16 protein-coding genes and 3 tRNA genes are annotated in these 19,356 nt (G+C 51.6%); 15 read left to right on the top strand and 4 right to left on the bottom strand.

The annotated features are described in order from the left end of the window. Positions 1 to 165: 165 nt before the first annotated feature. The 3 genes from A9165_RS00095 to lolB all read right to left on the bottom strand — a co-directional run bounded on the left by A9165_RS00095 (position 166) and on the right by lolB (position 2,676). Positions 166 to 1,110 (bottom strand): ribose-phosphate pyrophosphokinase, encoded by a 945-nt coding sequence (locus A9165_RS00095; RefSeq protein WP_008951343.1) that lies wholly within the window; start codon positions 1,108 to 1,110, stop codon positions 166 to 168. A gap of 91 nt (positions 1,111 to 1,201) precedes the next feature. After that, positions 1,202 to 2,071: a 4-(cytidine 5'-diphospho)-2-C-methyl-D-erythritol kinase gene (ispE, locus tag A9165_RS00090; RefSeq protein WP_065954522.1), complete on the bottom strand. Its 870-nt coding sequence runs from the start codon at positions 2,069 to 2,071 to the stop codon at positions 1,202 to 1,204. Next, a complete protein-coding gene (gene lolB / locus A9165_RS00085) occupies positions 2,068 to 2,676 on the bottom strand; it encodes a lipoprotein insertase outer membrane protein LolB (protein ID WP_039925079.1) in 609 nt (202 codons plus the stop codon). Before lolB ends, ispE begins: the two co-directional genes overlap by 4 nt. A gap of 81 nt (positions 2,677 to 2,757) precedes the next feature. On the opposite strand from lolB, the gene hemA reads away from it, so the two are divergent. The 6 genes from hemA (at position 2,758) to kdsA (ending at position 8,940) form a co-directional block, all read left to right on the top strand. Further along, positions 2,758 to 4,017 (top strand): glutamyl-tRNA reductase, encoded by a 1,260-nt coding sequence (hemA, locus tag A9165_RS00080; RefSeq protein ID WP_008951346.1) that lies wholly within the window; start codon positions 2,758 to 2,760, stop codon positions 4,015 to 4,017. 18 nt (positions 4,018 to 4,035) lie between these two features. Next, on the top strand, positions 4,036 to 5,127 hold the full coding sequence (prfA, locus tag A9165_RS00075) for a peptide chain release factor 1 (RefSeq protein WP_008607334.1): 1,092 nt from the start codon (positions 4,036 to 4,038) through the stop codon (positions 5,125 to 5,127). Further along, entirely contained in the window at positions 5,127 to 5,966 is an 840-nt protein-coding gene (gene prmC / locus A9165_RS00070) for a peptide chain release factor N(5)-glutamine methyltransferase (RefSeq protein ID WP_065954521.1), read from the top strand. The genes prfA and prmC overlap by 1 nt, the downstream gene beginning before the upstream one ends. A 75-nt stretch (positions 5,967 to 6,041) precedes the next feature. After that, entirely contained in the window at positions 6,042 to 7,607 is a 1,566-nt protein-coding gene (locus A9165_RS00065) for a DUF3369 domain-containing protein (RefSeq protein ID WP_065954520.1), read from the top strand. An 82-nt stretch (positions 7,608 to 7,689) separates the two neighbouring features. Beyond that, positions 7,690 to 8,067: a SirB2 family protein gene (locus A9165_RS00060; RefSeq protein WP_008607337.1), complete on the top strand. Its 378-nt coding sequence runs from the start codon at positions 7,690 to 7,692 to the stop codon at positions 8,065 to 8,067. A 24-nt stretch (positions 8,068 to 8,091) separates the two neighbouring features. Next, positions 8,092 to 8,940, top strand: a complete 849-nt coding sequence (kdsA, locus tag A9165_RS00055) for a 3-deoxy-8-phosphooctulonate synthase (protein WP_065954519.1) — start codon at positions 8,092 to 8,094, stop codon at positions 8,938 to 8,940. Between the two features lie 34 nt (positions 8,941 to 8,974). Here kdsA and A9165_RS00050 read toward each other — a convergent pair whose 3' ends face one another. Further along, positions 8,975 to 11,749, bottom strand: coding sequence for an ATP-binding protein (locus A9165_RS00050; protein ID WP_065954518.1), 2,775 nt, complete (start codon positions 11,747 to 11,749; stop codon positions 8,975 to 8,977). A gap of 195 nt (positions 11,750 to 11,944) precedes the next feature. Here A9165_RS00050 and A9165_RS00045 point away from each other — a divergent pair. The 9 genes from A9165_RS00045 (at position 11,945) to A9165_RS00005 (ending at position 19,190) form a co-directional block, all read left to right on the top strand. Beyond that, positions 11,945 to 12,020 (top strand) — tRNA-Phe (locus A9165_RS00045). Between the two features lie 44 nt (positions 12,021 to 12,064). Continuing rightward, positions 12,065 to 12,140, top strand: a tRNA-Thr gene (locus A9165_RS00040). 9 nt (positions 12,141 to 12,149) lie between these two features. Beyond that, positions 12,150 to 12,225 (top strand) — tRNA-Phe (locus A9165_RS00035). A gap of 658 nt (positions 12,226 to 12,883) precedes the next feature. Further along, positions 12,884 to 15,043, top strand: a complete 2,160-nt coding sequence (locus A9165_RS00030; RefSeq protein ID WP_065954517.1) for a prolyl oligopeptidase family protein — start codon at positions 12,884 to 12,886, stop codon at positions 15,041 to 15,043. 154 nt (positions 15,044 to 15,197) lie between these two features. Continuing rightward, positions 15,198 to 16,409, top strand: a complete 1,212-nt coding sequence (locus tag A9165_RS00025; RefSeq protein WP_065954516.1) for a phosphopentomutase — start codon at positions 15,198 to 15,200, stop codon at positions 16,407 to 16,409. 8 nt (positions 16,410 to 16,417) lie between these two features. Next, on the top strand, positions 16,418 to 17,119 hold the full coding sequence (deoD, locus tag A9165_RS00020; protein ID WP_057785774.1) for a purine-nucleoside phosphorylase: 702 nt from the start codon (positions 16,418 to 16,420) through the stop codon (positions 17,117 to 17,119). A gap of 19 nt (positions 17,120 to 17,138) precedes the next feature. Beyond that, positions 17,139 to 17,612: a xanthine phosphoribosyltransferase gene (gene gpt / locus A9165_RS00015; protein WP_008607347.1), complete on the top strand. Its 474-nt coding sequence runs from the start codon at positions 17,139 to 17,141 to the stop codon at positions 17,610 to 17,612. Next, entirely contained in the window at positions 17,609 to 18,175 is a 567-nt protein-coding gene (locus A9165_RS00010; RefSeq protein WP_008984309.1) for a nucleoside deaminase, read from the top strand. Before gpt ends, A9165_RS00010 begins: the two co-directional genes overlap by 4 nt. A 685-nt stretch (positions 18,176 to 18,860) precedes the next feature. Further along, on the top strand, positions 18,861 to 19,190 hold the full coding sequence (locus tag A9165_RS00005) for a hypothetical protein (RefSeq protein ID WP_065954515.1): 330 nt from the start codon (positions 18,861 to 18,863) through the stop codon (positions 19,188 to 19,190). The last annotated feature ends 166 nt before the right edge of the window (positions 19,191 to 19,356 follow it).

The raw sequence follows: 19,356 nt of genomic DNA, 5'->3' as shown, positions 1-19,356 counted from the left end.
GATGTACTCCAAAAATTAGAATTTGTTACGGCTTGCGACCAGCCATAACCTGTAGCCCTTTTAAAAGGCGCGACATCTTACCACCAGCGTCTGGTTGCTGCAAATAAAAGCTGTTGCCAATAAAAAAGGCAGGATAACCTGCCTTTTTCAACTTTGGCTTGCGGCTTAATCAAACATCGCCGAGATCGATTCTTCGTTACTGATACGACGGATACACTCTGCGATCAGGTCACTTAACGTCAACTGCCGTACTTTCGGAATGGCACGCATCGCCGCAGACAGTGGAATAGTATCGGTGACGATCAGCTCATCAATCACTGACTCACTGATAATTTCCGGCGCCCGGCCTGAGAAGACCGCATGGGTAGCGTAGGCAAATACCCGCTTGGCGCCTTGTTCTTTCAGCGCTTCCGCCGCTTTACACAGGGTACCGCCGGTATCAATCATATCGTCAACAATAATACAGTCACGGTCTTTTACGTCACCGATAATATGCATTACCTGGGATACGTTGGCTTTTGGCCGGCGCTTATCAATAATCGCTAAGTCGGCGTCATTCAGCAGTTTGGCTACCGCACGGGCGCGCACTACACCACCGATATCCGGCGATACCACCACCGGTGCTTCAAGCGCTTTTTTGCGCATATCGTCCAGCAGTACCGGTGTTGCGAATACATTATCTACCGGCACATCAAAGAAGCCCTGAATTTGCTCGGCATGCAGGTCGACCGTTAATACCCGGTCAACGCCAACGCTGGATAAAAAGTCGGCGACTACTTTGGCGGTAATAGGTACCCGGGCTGAACGTACCCGACGATCCTGCCGGGCATAACCAAAGTAAGGAATCACTGCTGTGATCCGGCCGGCTGACGCGCGACGTAAAGCGTCAACAATGACAATCAGTTCCATCAGATTGTCGTTAGTAGGGGCACAGGTAGACTGGATAATAAAGACGTCTGAACCGCGTACATTTTCGTTGATTTGCACACTGACTTCGCCATCACTGAAGCGACCGACAGCGGCATCTCCCAGTTTGATGTAAAGACGGCTGGCGATTTTGTTGGCAAGATCTGGTATGGCGTTACCAGCGAAAACCTTCATGTCGGGCACGGTAGGATCCTCAGGGCAGTTATGAGTCCGGTTTAATCATAAAAGCCGCTGTTGAGTATAGTTGCTGCCGGAAAAAATACTCCGGCAACGGCTAAACTGAATGGCGGCTCGAGTTGCTGTAAACGGTATCAGTTAAAGCCGCTAATAAAGGCGACGTATTAACCCCTCTGGCGATAAAGCCCCGACAGTTTGCCGGCAGGTTCGCTAGGGCATGCTGAGCACTGGCCGCGTCCGGAAATTCGGCGAACACACTGGCGCCAGTACCCGTCATTCGACACGGCGCATATTCTAGCAACCACTGTAAGGTTATTGCAACAATCGGATACAGCCGTTCGACCAGCGGCTGGCAGTCATTCTGCCATGGGCTGCTAAGCAGCTCTGTCAGGCTTATCTTAGGTGTATCTCTTTTTAAATCAGGATGTTGGAATATTGCTGCCGTGCTGATATGACAAGCTGGTGTGACGACCAAATAAGTCTTTTCCGGCAGTGAAACCGGCTGTAAGTGCTCACCAACTCCTTCGGCAAAGGCCGTTTGGCCGTGCACAAAAACCGGCACGTCTGCACCCAGCTTCAGGCCCAGTGCCGCTAGTTCAGCGCTAGTTAATTGCAGCTGCCATAACAGGTTAAGTGCATGCAAGGTGGTGGCAGCGTCTGACGAACCACCGCCCAGGCCGCCACCCATCGGCAGGTGTTTTTCCAGCCGGATCTGACAACCGGCGTTGGCACTGGCCAAAGGTTTTAATAACATGGCTGCGCGGTAAATCAGATTATCCTGCCCGGCCAGTTCCGTCAGATCACAGCTTAGGTTGATTTCACCACTCTCGTTCGGGGTAAAGTGCAGCACATCGCCGGTATCCAGCATTTGAAACAGCGTTTGCAGATTATGGTAGCCATCAGGCCGCCTGCCGGTGATATGCAAAAATAAATTCAGCTTTGCTACCGCGGGTAAAGTCAGGGTCATAACTGCCAGCTCCGGATCACCAGTCTGACCTGGGTATCGGCACTGTGCAGCTGTAATTGCCGGGGTAAAGATAAGGCATCATCAAAAAAACTGCGGTAGGTCAGTTGCCAGCGAATGCCGGTGCTGTCGGTCAGGGTAAAACTTACCAGTCGGCCAGCAGCGTCGTATTTCAGGTCAGTTGCCGAATCACCCGGCAAGCCGCGTAACCATAGCGCCATATCGTGCAGCGGAATCGACCAGCCAGCCAGTTGCCACAGTAAATTACTGGCATCAGCTGCCTGATAGCGCTCGCCCCGCACCAACAGTTCGGTCAGCTCGCTACTGGCCGTCAGCTCAAACAGGCTGATACCCAGCATATTGGCCAGCCGTGCCTGATAAGCAGTGGCATCCTGTTGCTGCCAGCGCAAATTGCCATTGACGGTTTCGGCCGGAGATTTAATACCAACCGAGGCCTGTACTGTAAAGTTGTGCATAGCCGACAGTTGCTGCTGTCGTTCGCTTTGTGGCAGTACCGTTTGGGTACCGGGTAAGGTCTTGGTGCTGGTACAGGCAGTGCTTAACAGGGCAATTGCTAACAGCGCTAACATTCTGAAGAGTGAACTCAAGCTATGGTCCTTTACGATGGCTTATCTGCTTTTGCTTTTCTTAGTTCGGGCTTTTTCGTACAATTCGCCCCCTATCCCGATATGATACAGGTGAACACCATTTTTGCACTAGGCATTAATCACAAAACGGCACCGGTGGCGCTGCGCGAGAAACTCGCCTTTGCGCCCGAGCAGGTACCGGATGCATTGCACCAGCTTGCCAGCAAGCTGGAGATTAGCGATGCGGTGATTTTGTCCACCTGTAACCGTACCGAACTGTATTTTAGCGGTGCTGCTGAGCAGGCTGAACAGGTGTTGCACTGGCTGGCTGGCTTTCATCAGTTACAGTTGACAGAGTTGCAACAGCATCTGTATCTGTATCAACAGCAGGATGCGGTGAATCATTTAATGCGGGTGGCTGCCGGCTTAGATTCACTGGTGTTAGGTGAGCCGCAGATCCTGGGGCAGGTGAAGCAGGCCTATAATCAGTCACGTCAGGCCGGCACCATTAACCCACAATTTGAACGGCTGTTTCAGAAAACCTTCGCCGTCGCCAAGGCCGTACGTACTGAAACGGAGATCGGCGCTAACGCCGTCTCAGTCGCTTTCGCTGCCGTCAGCCTGGCAAAACAGATTTTCGGTAAGTTAGAAAAGGTACGGGTGTTGCTGATTGGTGCCGGTGAGACCATTGAACTGGTGGCCCGGCATTTAACGGAGCAGGGCGCAACCAGTCTGAGTGTGGCTAACCGCACCTATGAACGTGCCGAAGCTCTGGCGCGGCAGTTTAATGCACAGGTGTTAACTCTGTCGCAGGTACCGGCCCGCTTGCATGAAGCCGATATCGTGATTTCTTCTACTGCCAGCACCTTGCCGATTGTCGGTAAAGGTATGGTTGAGCAGGCATTGAAGCAGCGGAAGCACAAACCGATGTTTCTGGTCGATTTAGCGGTACCACGGGATATCGAAGAGCAGGTTACGGAGTTAGAAGATGCCTATCTCTATACCGTAGACGATCTGCAAACCATAGTGGCGGAAAACCTGAATAACCGCCAGCAGGCGGCAGAGCAGGCCGGGGTGCTGGTACAAAGTGGCAGCGCTGAATTTATGCAGTGGCTGCAATTACAGGATAAAGCCGATTGGCTACGTGATTACCGGCAGCGCTGCGAAGAAGTAAAAACCGAGTTATTAAGCCGGGCGCAAAAGCAACTGGCCGCCGGCCAGGAACCGGAAAAAGTGATGGCGGAACTGGCGAATAAACTTAGCAACCGCCTGATGCACAGCCCCACCCGGACTATCCGGCATTTATTACAGTCTGAGCAGCCAGAGTCGACAGAGCTGGTCAAACTCCTTATTGATTTATAAACAGGTTTTAATCCTAAAATGAAAGAATCGGTATACCGCAAGCTGGAAGGTTTGGTTGAGCGTTACGAAGAGGTCCAGGCGCTGTTAAGCGACGCCTCGGTGATTAGCGATCAAAAGCGCTTTCGCGAATTGTCCAAAGAATTCAGCCAGCTGGAAGAGTTAAGCAAGGCATTTCGTAGTTATCAGCAAGCGCAGGAAGACTTGCTGATGGCCGAAGAAATGCAAAAAGACAGCGATCCTGAGATGCGCGAAATGGCGCAGGAAGAATATAAACTGGCGAAAAGCCGCATTGAGCAGCTGGATACGGATTTGCAAATCCTGCTGCTGCCTAAGGATCCGAACGATAATAACAGCTGCTTTCTGGAGATCCGCGCCGGTGCCGGTGGTGACGAGGCGGCGATTTTTGCCGGCGATCTGTTCCGCATGTATAGCCGTTTTGCCGAGCGGCAACGCTGGCGGGTGGAAATTGTCAGTGCCAATGAAGGCGAGCACGGTGGCTTTAAAGAGGTGATCGCCAGTGTGCAGGGCGAGGGCGTTTTCGGCACCCTGAAATTTGAATCCGGTGGTCACCGGGTGCAACGGGTACCCGCCACTGAATCGCAGGGCCGGGTACATACCTCGGCCTGTACTGTGGCCATTATGCCGGAAATCCCGGAAAGCGAAGCCATTGAGATCAATCCGGCCGATCTGAAAATTGATACCTACCGTGCCTCTGGCGCCGGTGGTCAGCACGTAAACCGTACCGACTCTGCTATCCGCATTACCCACTTACCGTCTGGCATCGTCGTTGAATGTCAGGATGAGCGCTCACAGCATAAAAACCGTGCCCGTGCGATGAGTGTGCTGGCGTCGCGCTTACAGGCGGCAGAAGATGAAAAGCGTCGGCTGGAAGAGCAAAGCACCCGCCGCTCATTAGTGGGCAGTGGCGACCGTTCAGAGCGGATCCGCACCTATAACTTCCCGCAAGGCCGTTTGACCGATCACCGGATCAACCTGACCATCTACCGTTTAAATGAAGTGATGGAAGGGGAGTTAGAGCAGGTGATTGAACCGCTGAAACACGAGCATCAGGCTGATCTACTGGCGATGCTGGCTGATGAAAACCGCTGATGACCTTGCAGCAATGCGTGCAGCTACTGAGTCAGCAACTCGGGAGTCTGAGCGATAATCCGGCACAGGAAGCACGTTTATTGCTGTGCCATCTGCTGGGCTGCAAGCCCGGCTATCTGTATACCTACCCGGAGCGGGAAATCACTGCCACTGAGCTGCAACAGCTGCAACCGTTGATACAGCGGCGGCTGCAGGGAGAGCCGCTGGCCTATATCTTTGGGCATTGGCCTTTCTATGGCCTGGAGCTGGCTGTGGCACCCTGTACCTTGATCCCGCGGCCGGATACCGAAATATTGGTTGATCAGGCGCTGGCTCTGGACTTACCGGCTCAGGCGCAGGTGTTAGATCTGGGTACCGGTACCGGCGCTATCGCTTTGGCACTGGCCGTCAACCGGCCACAGTGGCAGCTAACCGGCGTTGATCTTAATCCGGATGCCGTTGCGCTGGCACAGCGTAATGCCGCGGCGCTGCAAAGCCGTAATAGTCGTTTTTTGCAAAGCAGCTGGTTTAGCGCCCTTAGCGGCCAGCGCTATGATCTTATCGTCAGTAATCCACCGTACATAGAAGCAGCCGATCCGCATCTGGCGGCACTGAGCTTTGAACCGCTGTCAGCCTTGGTGGCGGCAGAGCAGGGCCTGGCGGATCTGGCACAGATTATTGCCAGCGCACCGGCACATTTACAGCCCGGTGGCTGGCTCTGGCTGGAGCACGGTTATAACCAGGCAGAGCAGGTACAGCAGTTACTCAGCGTTGGCGGATTCAGTCAGGTCAGTTCAGTTCGCGATTATGGCGGTAACTGGCGCATCAGTGGTGGTCAGTACCAGCCTCGCGATAACTGAATAAAAATGTTAAATATTTTGACCTGACAAAAAATCCGGCTTATAACAGTAAGATAAGGTTGCCGGGAGTGTGTCATGTCCGATGAATTTTTGTTTGCTGCTGAGCCTGAAGAGCCGCATCAGGTCAGTAATGGTTGCTGGAAAGTCCTGATTGTTGACGATGAACCTGAGGTTCATGCCGTCACCCGGTTGGCGTTAAATGACTTTAGTTTTCAGCACAAAAAGCTGGAATTTATCAGCGCCTACTCCGGTGCCGAAGCCAAAAAAGTCTTGGCAGCTCAGCCCGATATCGCGGTGGTGCTGCTGGATGTGGTGATGGAAACCGACGATGCCGGTTTACTGGTCGCCAGCTATATCCGCGAAACCCTGCATAACCATTTTGTGCGCATTATTCTGCGTACCGGCCAACCTGGTCAGGCACCGGAACGGCAGGTGATTGTTAATTACGATATTAATGATTATAAATCCAAAACCGAGCTGACCGCACAAAAGCTGTTTACCGTGATGATGTCGAGCTTAAGGTCCTACCGCGATATTATTTCACTGGAGCAAAGCCGGCAGGGGCTGGAGAAAATTATTAAAGCCTCGGTCGACCTGTTCTCATCGCACTCAATGGAGCAGTTTATTGACGGTGTGCTACAACAGCTCACCTCAGTGCTCGGTTGTGATGAAGATGCCCTTATCGTTAGCTCGTCTCTGGTCGCCGGCAATATTCAAACTACCGACCCGCACGATCTGGTGGTGTTTGCCGGTCAGGGCGAGTTTGAAAGTAAAGAAGGAAAGCCCATTAAGGATGTGCTGGACCCAAGCTTACTGGAAGCCTTTGAGGCGGCGTTAACCACCAAGGATATTGTTTATCGCGATAACTATCTGGTGGCCTATTGCTGCAGTAAATTCACCCAGGGCTCACTGCTTTATGTCTCAGGCTTGCCCGGCCCGGTTAATGAAACCCAGAAAAAGCTGATTGAACTGTTTGCGCAGAATGTCCAGGTGGCATATGAAAATGTGCAGCTGCAACATGAGGTGGAAGATACCCAGCGCGAAATCGTCTATCGCTTAAGTGAAGCGGTAGAAGTGCGTTCGGTCGAAACTGGCAACCATGTACGGCGTATTGCCTTTATTTGCTATGAACTGGCGAAAGCCTATGGTTTGTCGGATTTGGATGCCGAAAAACTGATGTTTGCTGCGCCGTTGCATGATGTCGGTAAAGTTGGCATCCCGGATAATATTTTAAATAAGCCAGCGCATCTGACAGACCAGGAATGGCAGGTAATGCAAACCCATGCCAGTATCGGTTACAACATTCTGAAAGGCTCCAAGCGCTCTATCGTACAGGCCGGCGCTATCATTGCCCGGGATCACCACGAGAAATGGGATGGAAGTGGTTATCCGGATGGTAAAAAAGGTGAAGATATTCATATCTATGCCCGGATCGCCGCCCTGGCTGATGTTTACGATGCGCTGCGCCACCGCCGCTGTTATAAAAATGCCTGGACTTTAGAGCAGGTACTGGCCGAAATAGAACAGCAGGCTGGTAAACAATTTGACCCCAAGTTGGTTGAAACATTCAAAGTGATCGTACCCAAGCTGGAAGCAATATTACAAAAATACCCGGATGCGCATGACGCGGACGGGGTATAATCCGCAGCGAGTTAACCGAAACACGTGCAGCCGGTGCCGCTATCACAAGCCCGGCTGACACGCCGCATTTAGGATAGTTGTTATGTATATGGCGTTTAAACACCTGCATCTGTTACTGGTTGCGCTTAGCGTAGCCTTGCTTTGTCTGCGCTTTGCGCTGCGCGTCAGAGAGTCTGGTTTGTTACAGCAGAAATTCCTGAAAATTGCCCCGCATGTGGTGGATACCTTTTTATTATTATCAGCCGTCGCGCTAATGTTTACCATTCAGCAGTACCCCTTTGTTGATGCCTGGCTGACAGAAAAAGTACTGGCGCTGCTTGCCTATATCGCGCTGGGCTACTCGGCGTTAAAAGGCCGTACTGCGGCAATCCGCTGGTTGTCGTTCTTAGGTGCTTTAGGTTGGTTGGGGCTGATGGTGCGGGTTGCGCTGAGTAAAACACCGTTGTTTTTACCTCTTTAATGTTAATAGTGAACAGGTTGAATTATGTTGAATAAGGTGGTCCAGGTTGCCGGCATTGATGTCGCCAACGATAAGCCCTTTGTATTGTTTGGCGGTATGAATGTGCTGGAATCCCGTGACTTGGCACTGACCATTGCCGAGCATTATGTGCGGGTGTGCGAGAAATTACAGATCCCCTATGTGTTTAAAGCCTCCTTTGATAAGGCAAACCGCTCGTCGGTGCACTCTTATCGTGGTCCGGGTTTGGAAGAAGGGCTGCGGATTTTCGAAGAAATTAAGCACACCTTCAAGGTACCTTTGATTACCGATGTGCATGAGCCTTATCAGGCGGCGCCGGTGGCCGAGGTCGTTGATGTGATCCAGCTACCGGCTTTTCTGGCGCGGCAGACCGACTTAGTGGTCGCGATGGCAAAAACCGGTGCCGTGATTAACGTTAAAAAGCCACAATTTCTGGCACCGCATGAAATGCGGCATATTCTGAAAAAATTTCAGGAAGCCGGTAATGAGCAGGTCATTCTGTGTGAGCGTGGCTCTTGCTTTGGTTATAACAACCTGGTGGTCGATATGCTGGGTATGGACGAGATGAAGCAGTACGCACCGGTGATCTTTGATGCCACCCATGCCTTGCAAAAGCCGGGTGGTCGTGAGGATTCGGCTGATGGCCGGCGGGCGCAGGCGGCACAGCTGGCGCGCTCGGGTATGGCATTAGGCCTGGCCGGACTCTTTATTGAAGCGCATCCGGATCCAAATCAGGCAAAATGTGATGGCCCCTGTGCCTTGCCGTTGGCTAAGCTGGAGCCCTACCTGCAACAGATGCAGGCACTGGACCAGTTAATCAAAGCTTTTCCTGCCTTAGATACCTCGGCACGCTAGAGCAGCGCTATTTTAGCTGATTGGACCGCCACCATCAGGTGGCTGGTCCATAACGTTGCTCAATAAAAGCCACCACTTTGCGATATTCCTGTTGCACAGTGCCGAGTATTTCCCGTAATGCGGTCCAATCTGAAACTTCAGCGGCCTTTTCCAGTTGTAAACATTGTTCTGCCAGGGCATTGGCGCCGATACTTTTCGCCATCGCTTTGAGTTGATGTGCCAGACTGCGCAGTTCACTACGGTTACTATTACTCAACTCTGTTGTTGCCTGCTGCAACATTGGGCTGGCTTGCTGTGTGAAGTATTGCAGATACTCCTGATGTTTAAGCGGGGCATCACCCAGGAAACTGCTTAGTGTGGAGAACGATACCGGGCTGCTTTGTTCGGTATCCGGCTTCTTCTTGCTGCGCTCTGATGGTGCTGGCGCCTGATCCAGCGGTAACCAGCGCTGCATCACTGTCTGTAAGGTCTGCAGCTCAAGTGGCTTGGTGATATAGGCGTCCATACCGATGCTCAGACATTTTTGTTCTTCACCTTTCAGCGCATTAGCAGTGAGCGCAATAATACGGGTAAAATCAACATCATCAGGCCGTTGTAAGCCTTCTTTTCGGATCGCCTTGACCAGATCATAACCGCTCATATTCGGCATATGCAGATCGGTTAATAGCAGCGGGTAATGATAGCGGCGCCATTTCTCCAGGGCGATGGCGCCGTCATCAGCGACCTCTACGGCATAACCCAACGCATTCAACTGCTCAACAATCACCCGTTGATTCATCAGATTATCTTCAGCTAACAACACCAGCTTACCGGCTTGGCGGGCTTGTTCGATATCAGGAACAGGCCCCTGATGCAGTGGTTGCTTATGCTGCGGCTGCAGTTGACGGGCTTTGCGACCAGTAATAATCAGAATGCCGTCCAGTAACTGACTGCGGCAAAGCGGGGCGCTATGCACATAAAACACATTGTCGAAGGTGGTGTCGGATAGCTCCAACTGATTGGTAATGACCACAAATTTTACACTTTGTAGCATCGGATGCGTGATGATCGTACTTAGCTCCCGCATCGAAATCTGTTCATAGGTCGCGTCCAGCAACCAAACTGCCTGTTGTTTCGCTGGTAAGGGTTTAAATTGCTCAGCCCGCTGCAGCAGAGCATCGACACTATTGGCGATCTGTAGCTCTGCGCCGCTATACAATAAATAGTCGGATAAATGTTGCTGATTATCACTGTCTTGCGTAAATAAGCAGATCACCAGATCGCTGAGACTGTCTTTTGATAAATAACTGGTCTCGTCTGAGCGGCGCATTGGCAGCCTGACACTAAACTCGGTACCCTTACCAGGTTCGCTTTCTACCTGGATTTCACCATACATCAGCGCGGTCAAGCGCTGACAGATCGAGAGTCCGAGACCTGTACCACCAAACTTACGGGTGACTGAACCCTCAGCCTGATTAAATGGGTGGAAAACATAGTTGATTTGGCGCTGGGTCATGCCGCGGCCATTATCAGCAACTTTCAGTCTGACCTGAGTGAACTCCAGATTTTGTTCCAGCAATTCCGCACTAATTACCACCACACCGGTTTTCTCCGGTGTGGTTTCGGTAAATTTAATGGCGTTACCGGCCAGGTTGTACAAAATTTGCCGCAGTCGAACCGGATCACCAAGCAAGCCGTCAGGGATCCGCGGATCGATATACAGTTTTAAATCAATCTGCCGCTGGTAGGCGACTGACACCAGGATCCGGCCAACTGCTTCAATAATATCGGCCAGCGACACCGGTAATTTTTCCAGCTCCAGCTTGCCGGCTTCGATTTTCGAGAAGTCGAGAATATCATCAAGGATCCGCAGTAGTGAAAAAGACGACTCGCGAACAGTGTCTGTCATACGGAACTGTGAGGTGGACAGCTCGGTTTTACGCAGTAAATCGACAGTACCGATAATGCCATTCATCGGGGTGCGGATTTCATGGCTCATGGTCGCCAGGAAGGTCGACTTGGCGTCGTTAGCTTTTTCTGCCGCCAGTTTGGCGGTTTCCAGCGCGTCGGTGCGCTCTTTAATACGTTGTTCAACTTCTTGTTTTAACTGCTCAATATCCTGCTCTGACTGTTGCAGGGCTTGTTGGCTTTGACCGAGTCGCCGGAACAGCGTATTCAGATATTGTGCCAACTCACCGATATCGTCTTGTTGCTGAGTATCCAGAGTGCCACTGTATTGCTGACGTTCCAGCATATCGCGACAGCCACTAACTAATGGCTGCAGGCGCAGGCGGAATTTTTGACTGATCTGATAGCTCAGCGCCGCAACAAATAGCAAGGCGATTAGCACACTTAAAGCAAAAGCGAATAACAGTGGCAGTACATTGTTTTCGGGTAACTGCCGGACATATACCATCACATAGCCGGGTAACTCGGGCAACAGCCGGTTAACCAGCAGTAATTGCTGTTGCTGACTGCTCTGGTGCGATAATTGCGGATTAGGCACAAAATTCGGCAAATTATCGGTATGCTGTAAGAGCTCCACCTGAGAACCCTGCAAACGGTACAGGTAAATAGCCCGATTGCGGTCATTATTTCGGGCTTGTTGCAATAGTTGCTGTGCTGCAGCGTTATTATCCTGCTGCAGGGCCTGTTGCACTGCCTGACTCAGGATTTGTGTTTCGGCGGCCAGGCGCTGCAACTCTTCATCATGCCGTTGTGCCGCGGGTGCTTGGATCCAATACAGCACAAGTACCTGGATCACCAAACACAGGCTCACTACTGCGGCTAAGCGCCAGAAAACAGGTTTAATTACCGTTTTATTGCTCATTCCTATTCCGTAATCTGTTGTCAGCCAAGCACATAGCTCAGGTTTTAATCACGCTATCTTAACAAGTTTTCTAGTCCAAAAGCAGTACAAATTTTAAGGCTATGTCAGCGCTTTGGCTAACTAATAAGCTGTCGGTAGCCATTTCTAAAATATCTGTTGACTTGAGATCGCAAAATCCGTTTAATACGCGGCATTGCCCAGATAGCTCAGTCGGTAGAGCAGCGGATTGAAAATCCGCGTGTCGGTGGTTCGATTCCGCCTCTGGGCACCATAATTTTAGGATATGGTGCTAACGATATCCCAAAGCGTGTCGCAGCCGCTTTAGCTCAGTTGGTAGAGCAACTGACTTGTAATCAGTAGGTCATCCGTTCGACTCGGATAAGCGGCACCAACCAGTTTTGCCCAGATAGCTCAGTCGGTAGAGCAGCGGATTGAAAATCCGCGTGTCGGTGGTTCGATTCCGCCTCTGGGCACCATAAAACGCAAAAAGCCAGCTAAGAGCTGGCTTTTTGCGTTTTATGGCCAATACCAGCTCAACGCTGGTATTGGCTATCGTCTCCGGTATGCTTGCGTACCGGAGACGCGATCTGCGATACCAAAAAAGTCACCACACTATAGCGCCAACCGGTTCAGCTTCCCGTCTCCGGTATGCTCGCGTACCAAAGACGCCATCTGCGATACCAAAAAAGCCACCACACTAAGACGCCAACCGGTTCTGCCTCCCGTCTCCGATGCGCTCGGATATGCTTCCCGTCTCCGGTATGCTTGCGTACCTGAGACGCCATCTGCGATACCAAAAAAGCCACCACACCAAACCGCCAACCGGTTCTGCTTCCCGTCTCCGGTATGCTTGCGTACCAGAGACGCGATCTGCGATACCAAAAAGCCACCACACTATAGCGCTAACCGGTTCTGCTTCCCGTCTCCGGTATGCTTGCGTACCGGAGACGCCACCTGCGATATCCGAAAAAAAGACACCGCACCAAAACGCCAAACCGCTCTGCAACCCATCCACGTTAGCCAATAGAGATAAGAATGCAAAAATTCCCGTTCAGTGAAATAGGCAACAGGTTACTTCTTTGTTAAGCTCAGTGCGTTTTGCCAATAATCACAAGAATATCGGAGTCCACCTAAATGAAATATGCCGTTACCCTGCTGGCTGCTGCGGTGCTGACCGCTTGCGGCGGCCCGAAGCAAGAAGTGAAACCGGAGCAAACCGTGACTGTTACCCAACAGCAACAACAGCTGAATTACCCTGTTACCGCCAAAGGCGATGTGGTTGACACCTATTTTGGTACTCAGGTGGCTGATCCATACCGCTGGCTGGAAGATGATCGCAGCAGCGAAACCGAAGCCTGGGTGAAGGCGCAAAACCAGACTACCTTCGACTATTTAAAGCAGATCCCGTTTCGTGACCAAATCCGCGATAAACTGCAACAAGCCTGGAACTATGAGCGGGTAGGGGCGCCGTTTAAAGAGGGCGATTACACCTACTTCTATAAAAACGACGGCCTGCAGAACCAATTTGTACTGTACCGCCAGAAAGACGGTGGTGAGGTAGAGGTATTCCTGGATCCGAACACCTTTAGCGCCGATGGCACAACGTCGCTGGCCGATATCCGCTTCTCGCGTGATGGCAAACTAGCGGCTTACGCTATTTCAGAAGGCGGTAGCGACTGGCGTAAAGTTATAGTAATCGACACCGAAACCAAGCAGCAAATTGGCGATACCCTGACCGATATTAAATTCTCCGGTATTGCCTGGGTCGGTAACGACGGCTTCTTCTACTCCAGCTATGACAAACCGGATGGTAGCGAGCTGTCAGCCATGACCGATCAGCATAAGCTGTACTACCATAAGCTGGGCACACCACAGAGCGCAGATAAAGTAATTTTTGGTGCCACTGACGAGCAGAAGCACCGTTATGTTGGCGCCAGTGTGACTGAGGATGACCGCTATTTGTTAGTGTCAGCGGCGGTATCAACCTCTGGCAATAAGCTGTTTATCAAAGATTTAACTCAGCCGGATAGTGGCTTTGTTACCATTTTAGACGATACCAGCTCAGATACCGATCTGGTAGACAATGTTGGCGATACGCTGATCCTGGTGACCAACCGCAATGCCCCTAACCGTAAGGTGGTAAAGGTATCGGCTAAGGCACCACAGCCAGAAAACTGGCAGGATCTGATCCCGGAAACCGAACATGTACTGCGTATCAGCAGCGGTGCTGGCTTCCTGTTTGCCAACTATATTGTTGATGCCATTGCTAAGGTAAAACAGTATGACTACGACGGTAAGCTGGTACGTGATATTGCGCTGCCAGGTGTCGGTAGTGTCGGCGGCTTTGGCGGTAAAAAAGACGCCGATACGCTGTATTTTAGCTTTGCCAACTATATTACACCGGGCTCTATTTACGCCTTTGAGCCAAAGGCCGGCGCATCCAGCCTGTATAACCAGCCGAAAGTGAACTTCGACCCCAGCCGTTATGTGTCTGAGCAGGTGTTCTACACCTCGAAAGACGGCACCAAGGTACCGATGATTATCAGCTATCGCAAAGATTTAAAACGCGATGGCAGCAACCCAACCATTCTGTACGGTTATGGTGGCTTTAATATCAGCTTAACACCGTCATTCAGCGTGGCAAATGCCGTGTGGATGGAGCTGGGCGGTATTTATGCCGTGGCCAATATCCGAGGTGGTGGCGAGTACGGTAAAGAATGGCACCGTGCCGGTACCCAGCTGCAAAAGCAAAATGTATTTGACGACTTTATTGCTGCAGCCGAGTACCTGCAGACCGAAAAATACACCTCACCGGCTAAAACCGCGGTACGTGGTGGCTCGAATGGCGGCCTACTGGTAGGTGCGGTCATGACACAGCGGCCAGAGCTGTTTGGCGTCGCCATTCCGCAAGTTGGTGTACTGGATATGCTGCGTTACCATACCTTTACTGCCGGCGCCGGTTGGGCATACGACTACGGTACCGCTGAGCAATCTGAGGACATGTTCAAATACTTACTGGGTTATTCACCGGTGCATAACGTGAAAGCCGGGGTTACCTATCCGGCTACGATGATCACGACGGCGGATCACGATGACCGCGTAGTGCCGGCGCACTCCTTTAAGTTTGCTGCCGAGCTGCAGGACAAAGCCAGCAAAGCGACGCCGCAGTTGATCCGGATTGATGTCAAAGCCGGTCACGGTGCCGGTATGCCGGTATCGATGGTGATTGATCAGGCCGCCGATATTTACAGCTTTACCCTGTTTAATATGGGTTACAGCAGCCTGCCGCAATAAGTGGCAGTAAAAGTACAAGGGCGCCTGCGGGCGCCCTTTGTTTTAGCTGAAATGATTGCCAAAAAAAATCAGACAGAGTAAGCTGCGTGCCCTTTTTAATTTATGGTTTCGCCACCACCTCTATGTTTAATCTAGCAGGTTTGGGAGTATCCAGATGGCAAAAGCAGTGATTTTAGTGCTCGACAGTTTCGGCATTGGCAGCGCGCCGGATGCGGATAAGTTTGGCGATAGCGGCGCCAATACCTTTGCCAGTATTGCCCGGGTGTTTGCAGAAAAAAAACAGCGCCCGTTGGCTATTCCTAACCTGACGGCATTGGGGCTGGCAAAGGCCGCTACCAGCGCGACACCCGGTTTATCGTTAGCGGTACCGCCAGCCAGCAGCATTAACGGCGCCTTTGGTTATGCCCGGGAACTGAGTAGTGGTAAAGATACCCCAAGCGGCCACTGGGAAATTGCCGGGGTACCGGTGTTATTCGACTGGGGCTATTTTACCGAGAAGACCAACAGTTTCCCGCCGCAGCTTATCGAGGAGTTATGCCGCCGTACCGGCGTTAGCGGTATTCTGGGTAACTGCCATGCGTCGGGGACCGATATTCTGGTCAAACTCGGTGATGAGCATATTAAAACCGGCATGCCGATCTGCTACACCTCAGCTGACAGTGTGTTTCAGGTTGCCGCCCATGAAGAGCATTTTGGTTTAACCCGCCTGCTGGAGTTTTGCCAGGTCGCGCGTGAGCTGCTGGACCCTTACAACATCGGCCGGGTGATTGCCCGCCCCTTTACCGGTGACAGCGCCCAAACCTATGCCCGCACCGGTAATCGCCGTGACTACTCGGTATTACCTCCGGCCCCGACGGTTCTGGATAAACTGGTTGCTGCCGGCGGCCAGGTAATCAGCATTGGCAAAATTGCCGATATTTACGCGCATCAGGGCATTAGTAAAAGCCTGAAAGCCACCGGCCTGCCAGCCTTAGTGGATACCACCTTAGCCCAGATGGCAACGCAAAGTGCGCAGAGTATTATTTTTACCAACCTGGTTGATTTTGATCAAAACTTTGGCCATCGCCGCGATCCTCTGGGTTATGGCGAAGCCTTAGAGTATTTCGACAGCCGCCTGCCGGAAATTTTGCAGGCCTGTGACGACGACACCCTGGTATTACTGACTGCCGATCATGGTTGTGATCCAACCTGGCCGGGCACGGAACATACCCGTGAGTATGTTCCGGTGCTGCTGTTCCGTAAGGGCATTGGCGAGGTGGATTTAGGCGAGCGGCAAAGCTTTGCCGATATGGGCCAGACCCTGGCCGACTTTTTTGGGCTGGATGCACTGGCATACGGCGATTCCTTTTTAGCAAAATTACAGTAAGAGAACTTATGGCTACTCCACATATTAATGCGCCGGAAGGCGCCTTCGCTGAAACCGTGTTAATGCCAGGCGACCCGCTGCGTGCCAAGCATATTGCCGATACTTTTTTAGAGGATGCGGTATGCGTTAATACTGTACGCAATATGTTCGGTTACACCGGCACCTACAAGGGCAAAAAAGTCAGCGTGCTGGGCTCTGGTATGGGCGTGCCGTCAATGTCGATTTATGCCACAGAGTTAGTGAAGTTCTATGGTGTAAAAAACATTATCCGCATCGGCTCCTGTGGCGCTTTGCCGCTGGATGTTAAAGTGCGGGATGTCGTTATCGGTATGGGTGCCAGCACTGATTCGATGGTTAACCGCAACCGCCTCGGCGGCCTGGACTTTGCTGCCATCGCCAGCTTTAGCCTGCTGGAAAAAGCCGTTGCCGCCGCCCGCGCTAAAGATATCAATGTGAAAGTGGGTAATGTGTTTACCTCTGATCTGTTCTACAACCCAAGTGAAACTCTGTTTGATACGCTGGAGAAATACGGCGTACTGGCGGTAGAAATGGAAGCCGCCGGTCTTTATGGCGTCGCCGCCGAATATGGCATTAATGCGTTGGCGATTTTCACGGTAAGCGACCATATCCGCACCGGCGAAGCGTTAAGCGCCGAGCTGCGCCAAACCAGCTTTAACGAGATGGTTGAAGTGGCACTGGGCTGTTTGTAATTTACTGGGAATACGCGTTATGTCACTGACTACCAATAAAATGTTTTATGTGTCGTGGGAAGCCTTTCACCGTGCCACTAAGGAGCTGGCACGCCAGTTACTGGGCCAGAACTTTACCGCTATAGTGGCAGTAAGCCGCGGTGGTCTGGTACCGGCGGCGATTATCGCCCGCGAGCTGAATATCCGGGTGCTGGACAGCATCTGTGTGGCGAGCTACCAGCACGACAAGCAGGGTAGCCTGAGCGTGCTAAAAGATGCTTCCTTGGCCGACTCTGAGCAGCTGCTGATCGTCGATGATCTGGTCGATACCGGTGAAACAGCCAAAGCGCTGCGCGAGCGTTTTCCTAAAGCCCGTTTTGTTACCGTGTATGCCAAGCCGCAGGGTAAGCCGCTGGTGGATAACTATGTTACCGATATCGAGCAGGATACCTGGATCCAGCTGCCATGGGATATGGAACTGGCCTACAGCAAGCCGCTGGCAGAGGAAGTATGAGCCGACAAAGCGTAACGCTAACGCTGCCCGACTGGATTAACGACGTGGTCGACTGGCAGCGCCGCTATCAGCACGATGATGAAAAAATGGCGTTAGCCATTGAGTTGTCACGGCAAAACGTACTGCGTGGTACCGGCGGCCCCTTTGGTAGCGCCATTTTTGACTGCGACAGCGGCAAGCTGTTAAGTGTTGGTGTAAACCGGGTAATGCCGCTGCATAACTCCAGCGCCCATGGCGAGATGGTAGCCATTATGCTGGCCGAGCAGGCGCTGCAAAGCTTTAGCCTGAATGCCGACGGCGTTAAACGCGAGCTATTTACCTCCTGTGAACCTTGCGCCATGTGCTTAGGCGGCACCCTGTGGAGCGGCGTAAAACGGTTAGTTTGCGCCGCCACCGCCGAAGATGCCCGCGCTATTGGCTTTGACGAAGGCCCGGTATTTGAACCCAGCTACCAATATCTGCGCGACGCCGGCGTCGAAGTCGTGCGCCAGGTACAACGCAGCGCCGCCGCCCAGGTACTAAAAGACTACCTAAACCACGGCGGCACCATCTACAACGGCTAACGCCCACCAATTCCAACGCTAAACCACACCCGACTCCATTACGCCAGCCGTACCGGAGTCGATCCTGCGATACCAAAAAGCACCCCAATCCCAGACATTAAACCGCACCCCGACTCCGGTATGCCTGCGTACCGGAGTCGATCCTGCGATACCAAAAACTACTCCAATCCCAGACATTAAACCGCACCCCGACTCCGGTACGCCAGCCGTACCGGAGTCGATCCTGCGATATCAAAAAACACCCCAATCCCAGACACCAAACCGCACCCCGACTCCGGTATGCGAGCGTACCGGAGTCGATCCTGCGATACCAAAAAGTACTCCAATCCCAACGCTAAACCGCACCCCGACTCCGGTATGCGAGCGTACCGGAGTCGAATCTGCGATAGTAAGAAGTACACAAACGCGAGAAATAACTGAAAGTTAGCGATAAGCACCTGGCTATCCCTAAGGGTTACAACACTGTCCAAACGACCTGGTAGCGTAATTAATTTGTAAATATGCTAATAGCAAGGTTATAACCCGCTATCTACAGCGCTAAATTTACCCGAAATCAAAATAATTGATTTAATGCTGTTTATTCGTTAGCGTAGTGTCAAAAATGGAGATAGAAGGGCGTTTACACTGCGTAAAAGCAGGTGCGTTCTAAACTAATAAGTTGTTATATGCCATTTAGGAGGGCTCGATGAAATGCCCGGTATGTTCAGAAGAATTCGGTTACTTACGACTGGATAACTTGGAAAAAGTAAAAAAGGAAACCTTTTTTAATTGTCCGAAATGCGGGCAAAGGCTCAGTAATTCTCCGCTGCTAGAAATCCAGAGAAAAATGGACTTTTTTATTTATGGAGCTTTAACTCTTTTGATAGTTTTGCTGGGGGTTGAATACATTACTCCAGGCGATTCAATGAGCCTACTTTCCACGGTTATAATACTTACCATTTGCCCGATATTATTACTTTTAGGGATCTTGCAAATGAATAAAATGGATACAACTGAGTACCGTAAAATTGATTGAGAAAATGGCATATAACAAACAAATTTTATCGCCAGCAAAAAGCGCTGGCTGCGACGCCAACCGCGTGCGCGGTCGTCGCGCTAAATTTGGGCGTTAAGCATCTCTTATGAGCATTGAAGAACGAATAGAAAAATCTAGGTTCATGACTGAGGGATCCCCACAAATT

The organism is Alishewanella sp. HH-ZS, assembly GCF_001704375.1.
GTDB lineage: Bacteria > Pseudomonadota > Gammaproteobacteria > Enterobacterales > Alteromonadaceae > Alishewanella > Alishewanella aestuarii.
The sequence above is the reverse complement of the archived record's forward strand: the minus strand, read 5'-3'. Positions and strand labels throughout refer to the sequence as shown.

What these genes read in the sequence shown, in the direction of transcription:
- ispE (WP_065954522.1), bottom strand. Translation starts at nt 2,071, where the DNA reads ATGACCCTGACTTTACCCGCGGTAGCAAAGCTGAATTTATTTTTGCAT.
- hemA (WP_008951346.1), top strand. Translation starts at nt 2,758, where the DNA reads ATGATACAGGTGAACACCATTTTTGCACTAGGCATTAATCACAAAACG.
- prfA (WP_008607334.1), top strand. Translation starts at nt 4,036, where the DNA reads ATGAAAGAATCGGTATACCGCAAGCTGGAAGGTTTGGTTGAGCGTTAC.
- prmC (WP_065954521.1), top strand. Translation starts at nt 5,127, where the DNA reads ATGACCTTGCAGCAATGCGTGCAGCTACTGAGTCAGCAACTCGGGAGT.
- A9165_RS00065 (WP_065954520.1), top strand. Translation starts at nt 6,042, where the DNA reads ATGTCCGATGAATTTTTGTTTGCTGCTGAGCCTGAAGAGCCGCATCAG.
- A9165_RS00060 (WP_008607337.1), top strand. Translation starts at nt 7,690, where the DNA reads ATGTATATGGCGTTTAAACACCTGCATCTGTTACTGGTTGCGCTTAGC.
- kdsA (WP_065954519.1), top strand. Translation starts at nt 8,092, where the DNA reads ATGTTGAATAAGGTGGTCCAGGTTGCCGGCATTGATGTCGCCAACGAT.
- A9165_RS00050 (WP_065954518.1), bottom strand. Translation starts at nt 11,749, where the DNA reads ATGAGCAATAAAACGGTAATTAAACCTGTTTTCTGGCGCTTAGCCGCA.
- A9165_RS00030 (WP_065954517.1), top strand. Translation starts at nt 12,884, where the DNA reads ATGAAATATGCCGTTACCCTGCTGGCTGCTGCGGTGCTGACCGCTTGC.
- A9165_RS00025 (WP_065954516.1), top strand. Translation starts at nt 15,198, where the DNA reads ATGGCAAAAGCAGTGATTTTAGTGCTCGACAGTTTCGGCATTGGCAGC.
- deoD (WP_057785774.1), top strand. Translation starts at nt 16,418, where the DNA reads ATGGCTACTCCACATATTAATGCGCCGGAAGGCGCCTTCGCTGAAACC.
- gpt (WP_008607347.1), top strand. Translation starts at nt 17,139, where the DNA reads ATGTCACTGACTACCAATAAAATGTTTTATGTGTCGTGGGAAGCCTTT.
- A9165_RS00010 (WP_008984309.1), top strand. Translation starts at nt 17,609, where the DNA reads ATGAGCCGACAAAGCGTAACGCTAACGCTGCCCGACTGGATTAACGAC.
- A9165_RS00005 (WP_065954515.1), top strand. Translation starts at nt 18,861, where the DNA reads ATGAAATGCCCGGTATGTTCAGAAGAATTCGGTTACTTACGACTGGAT.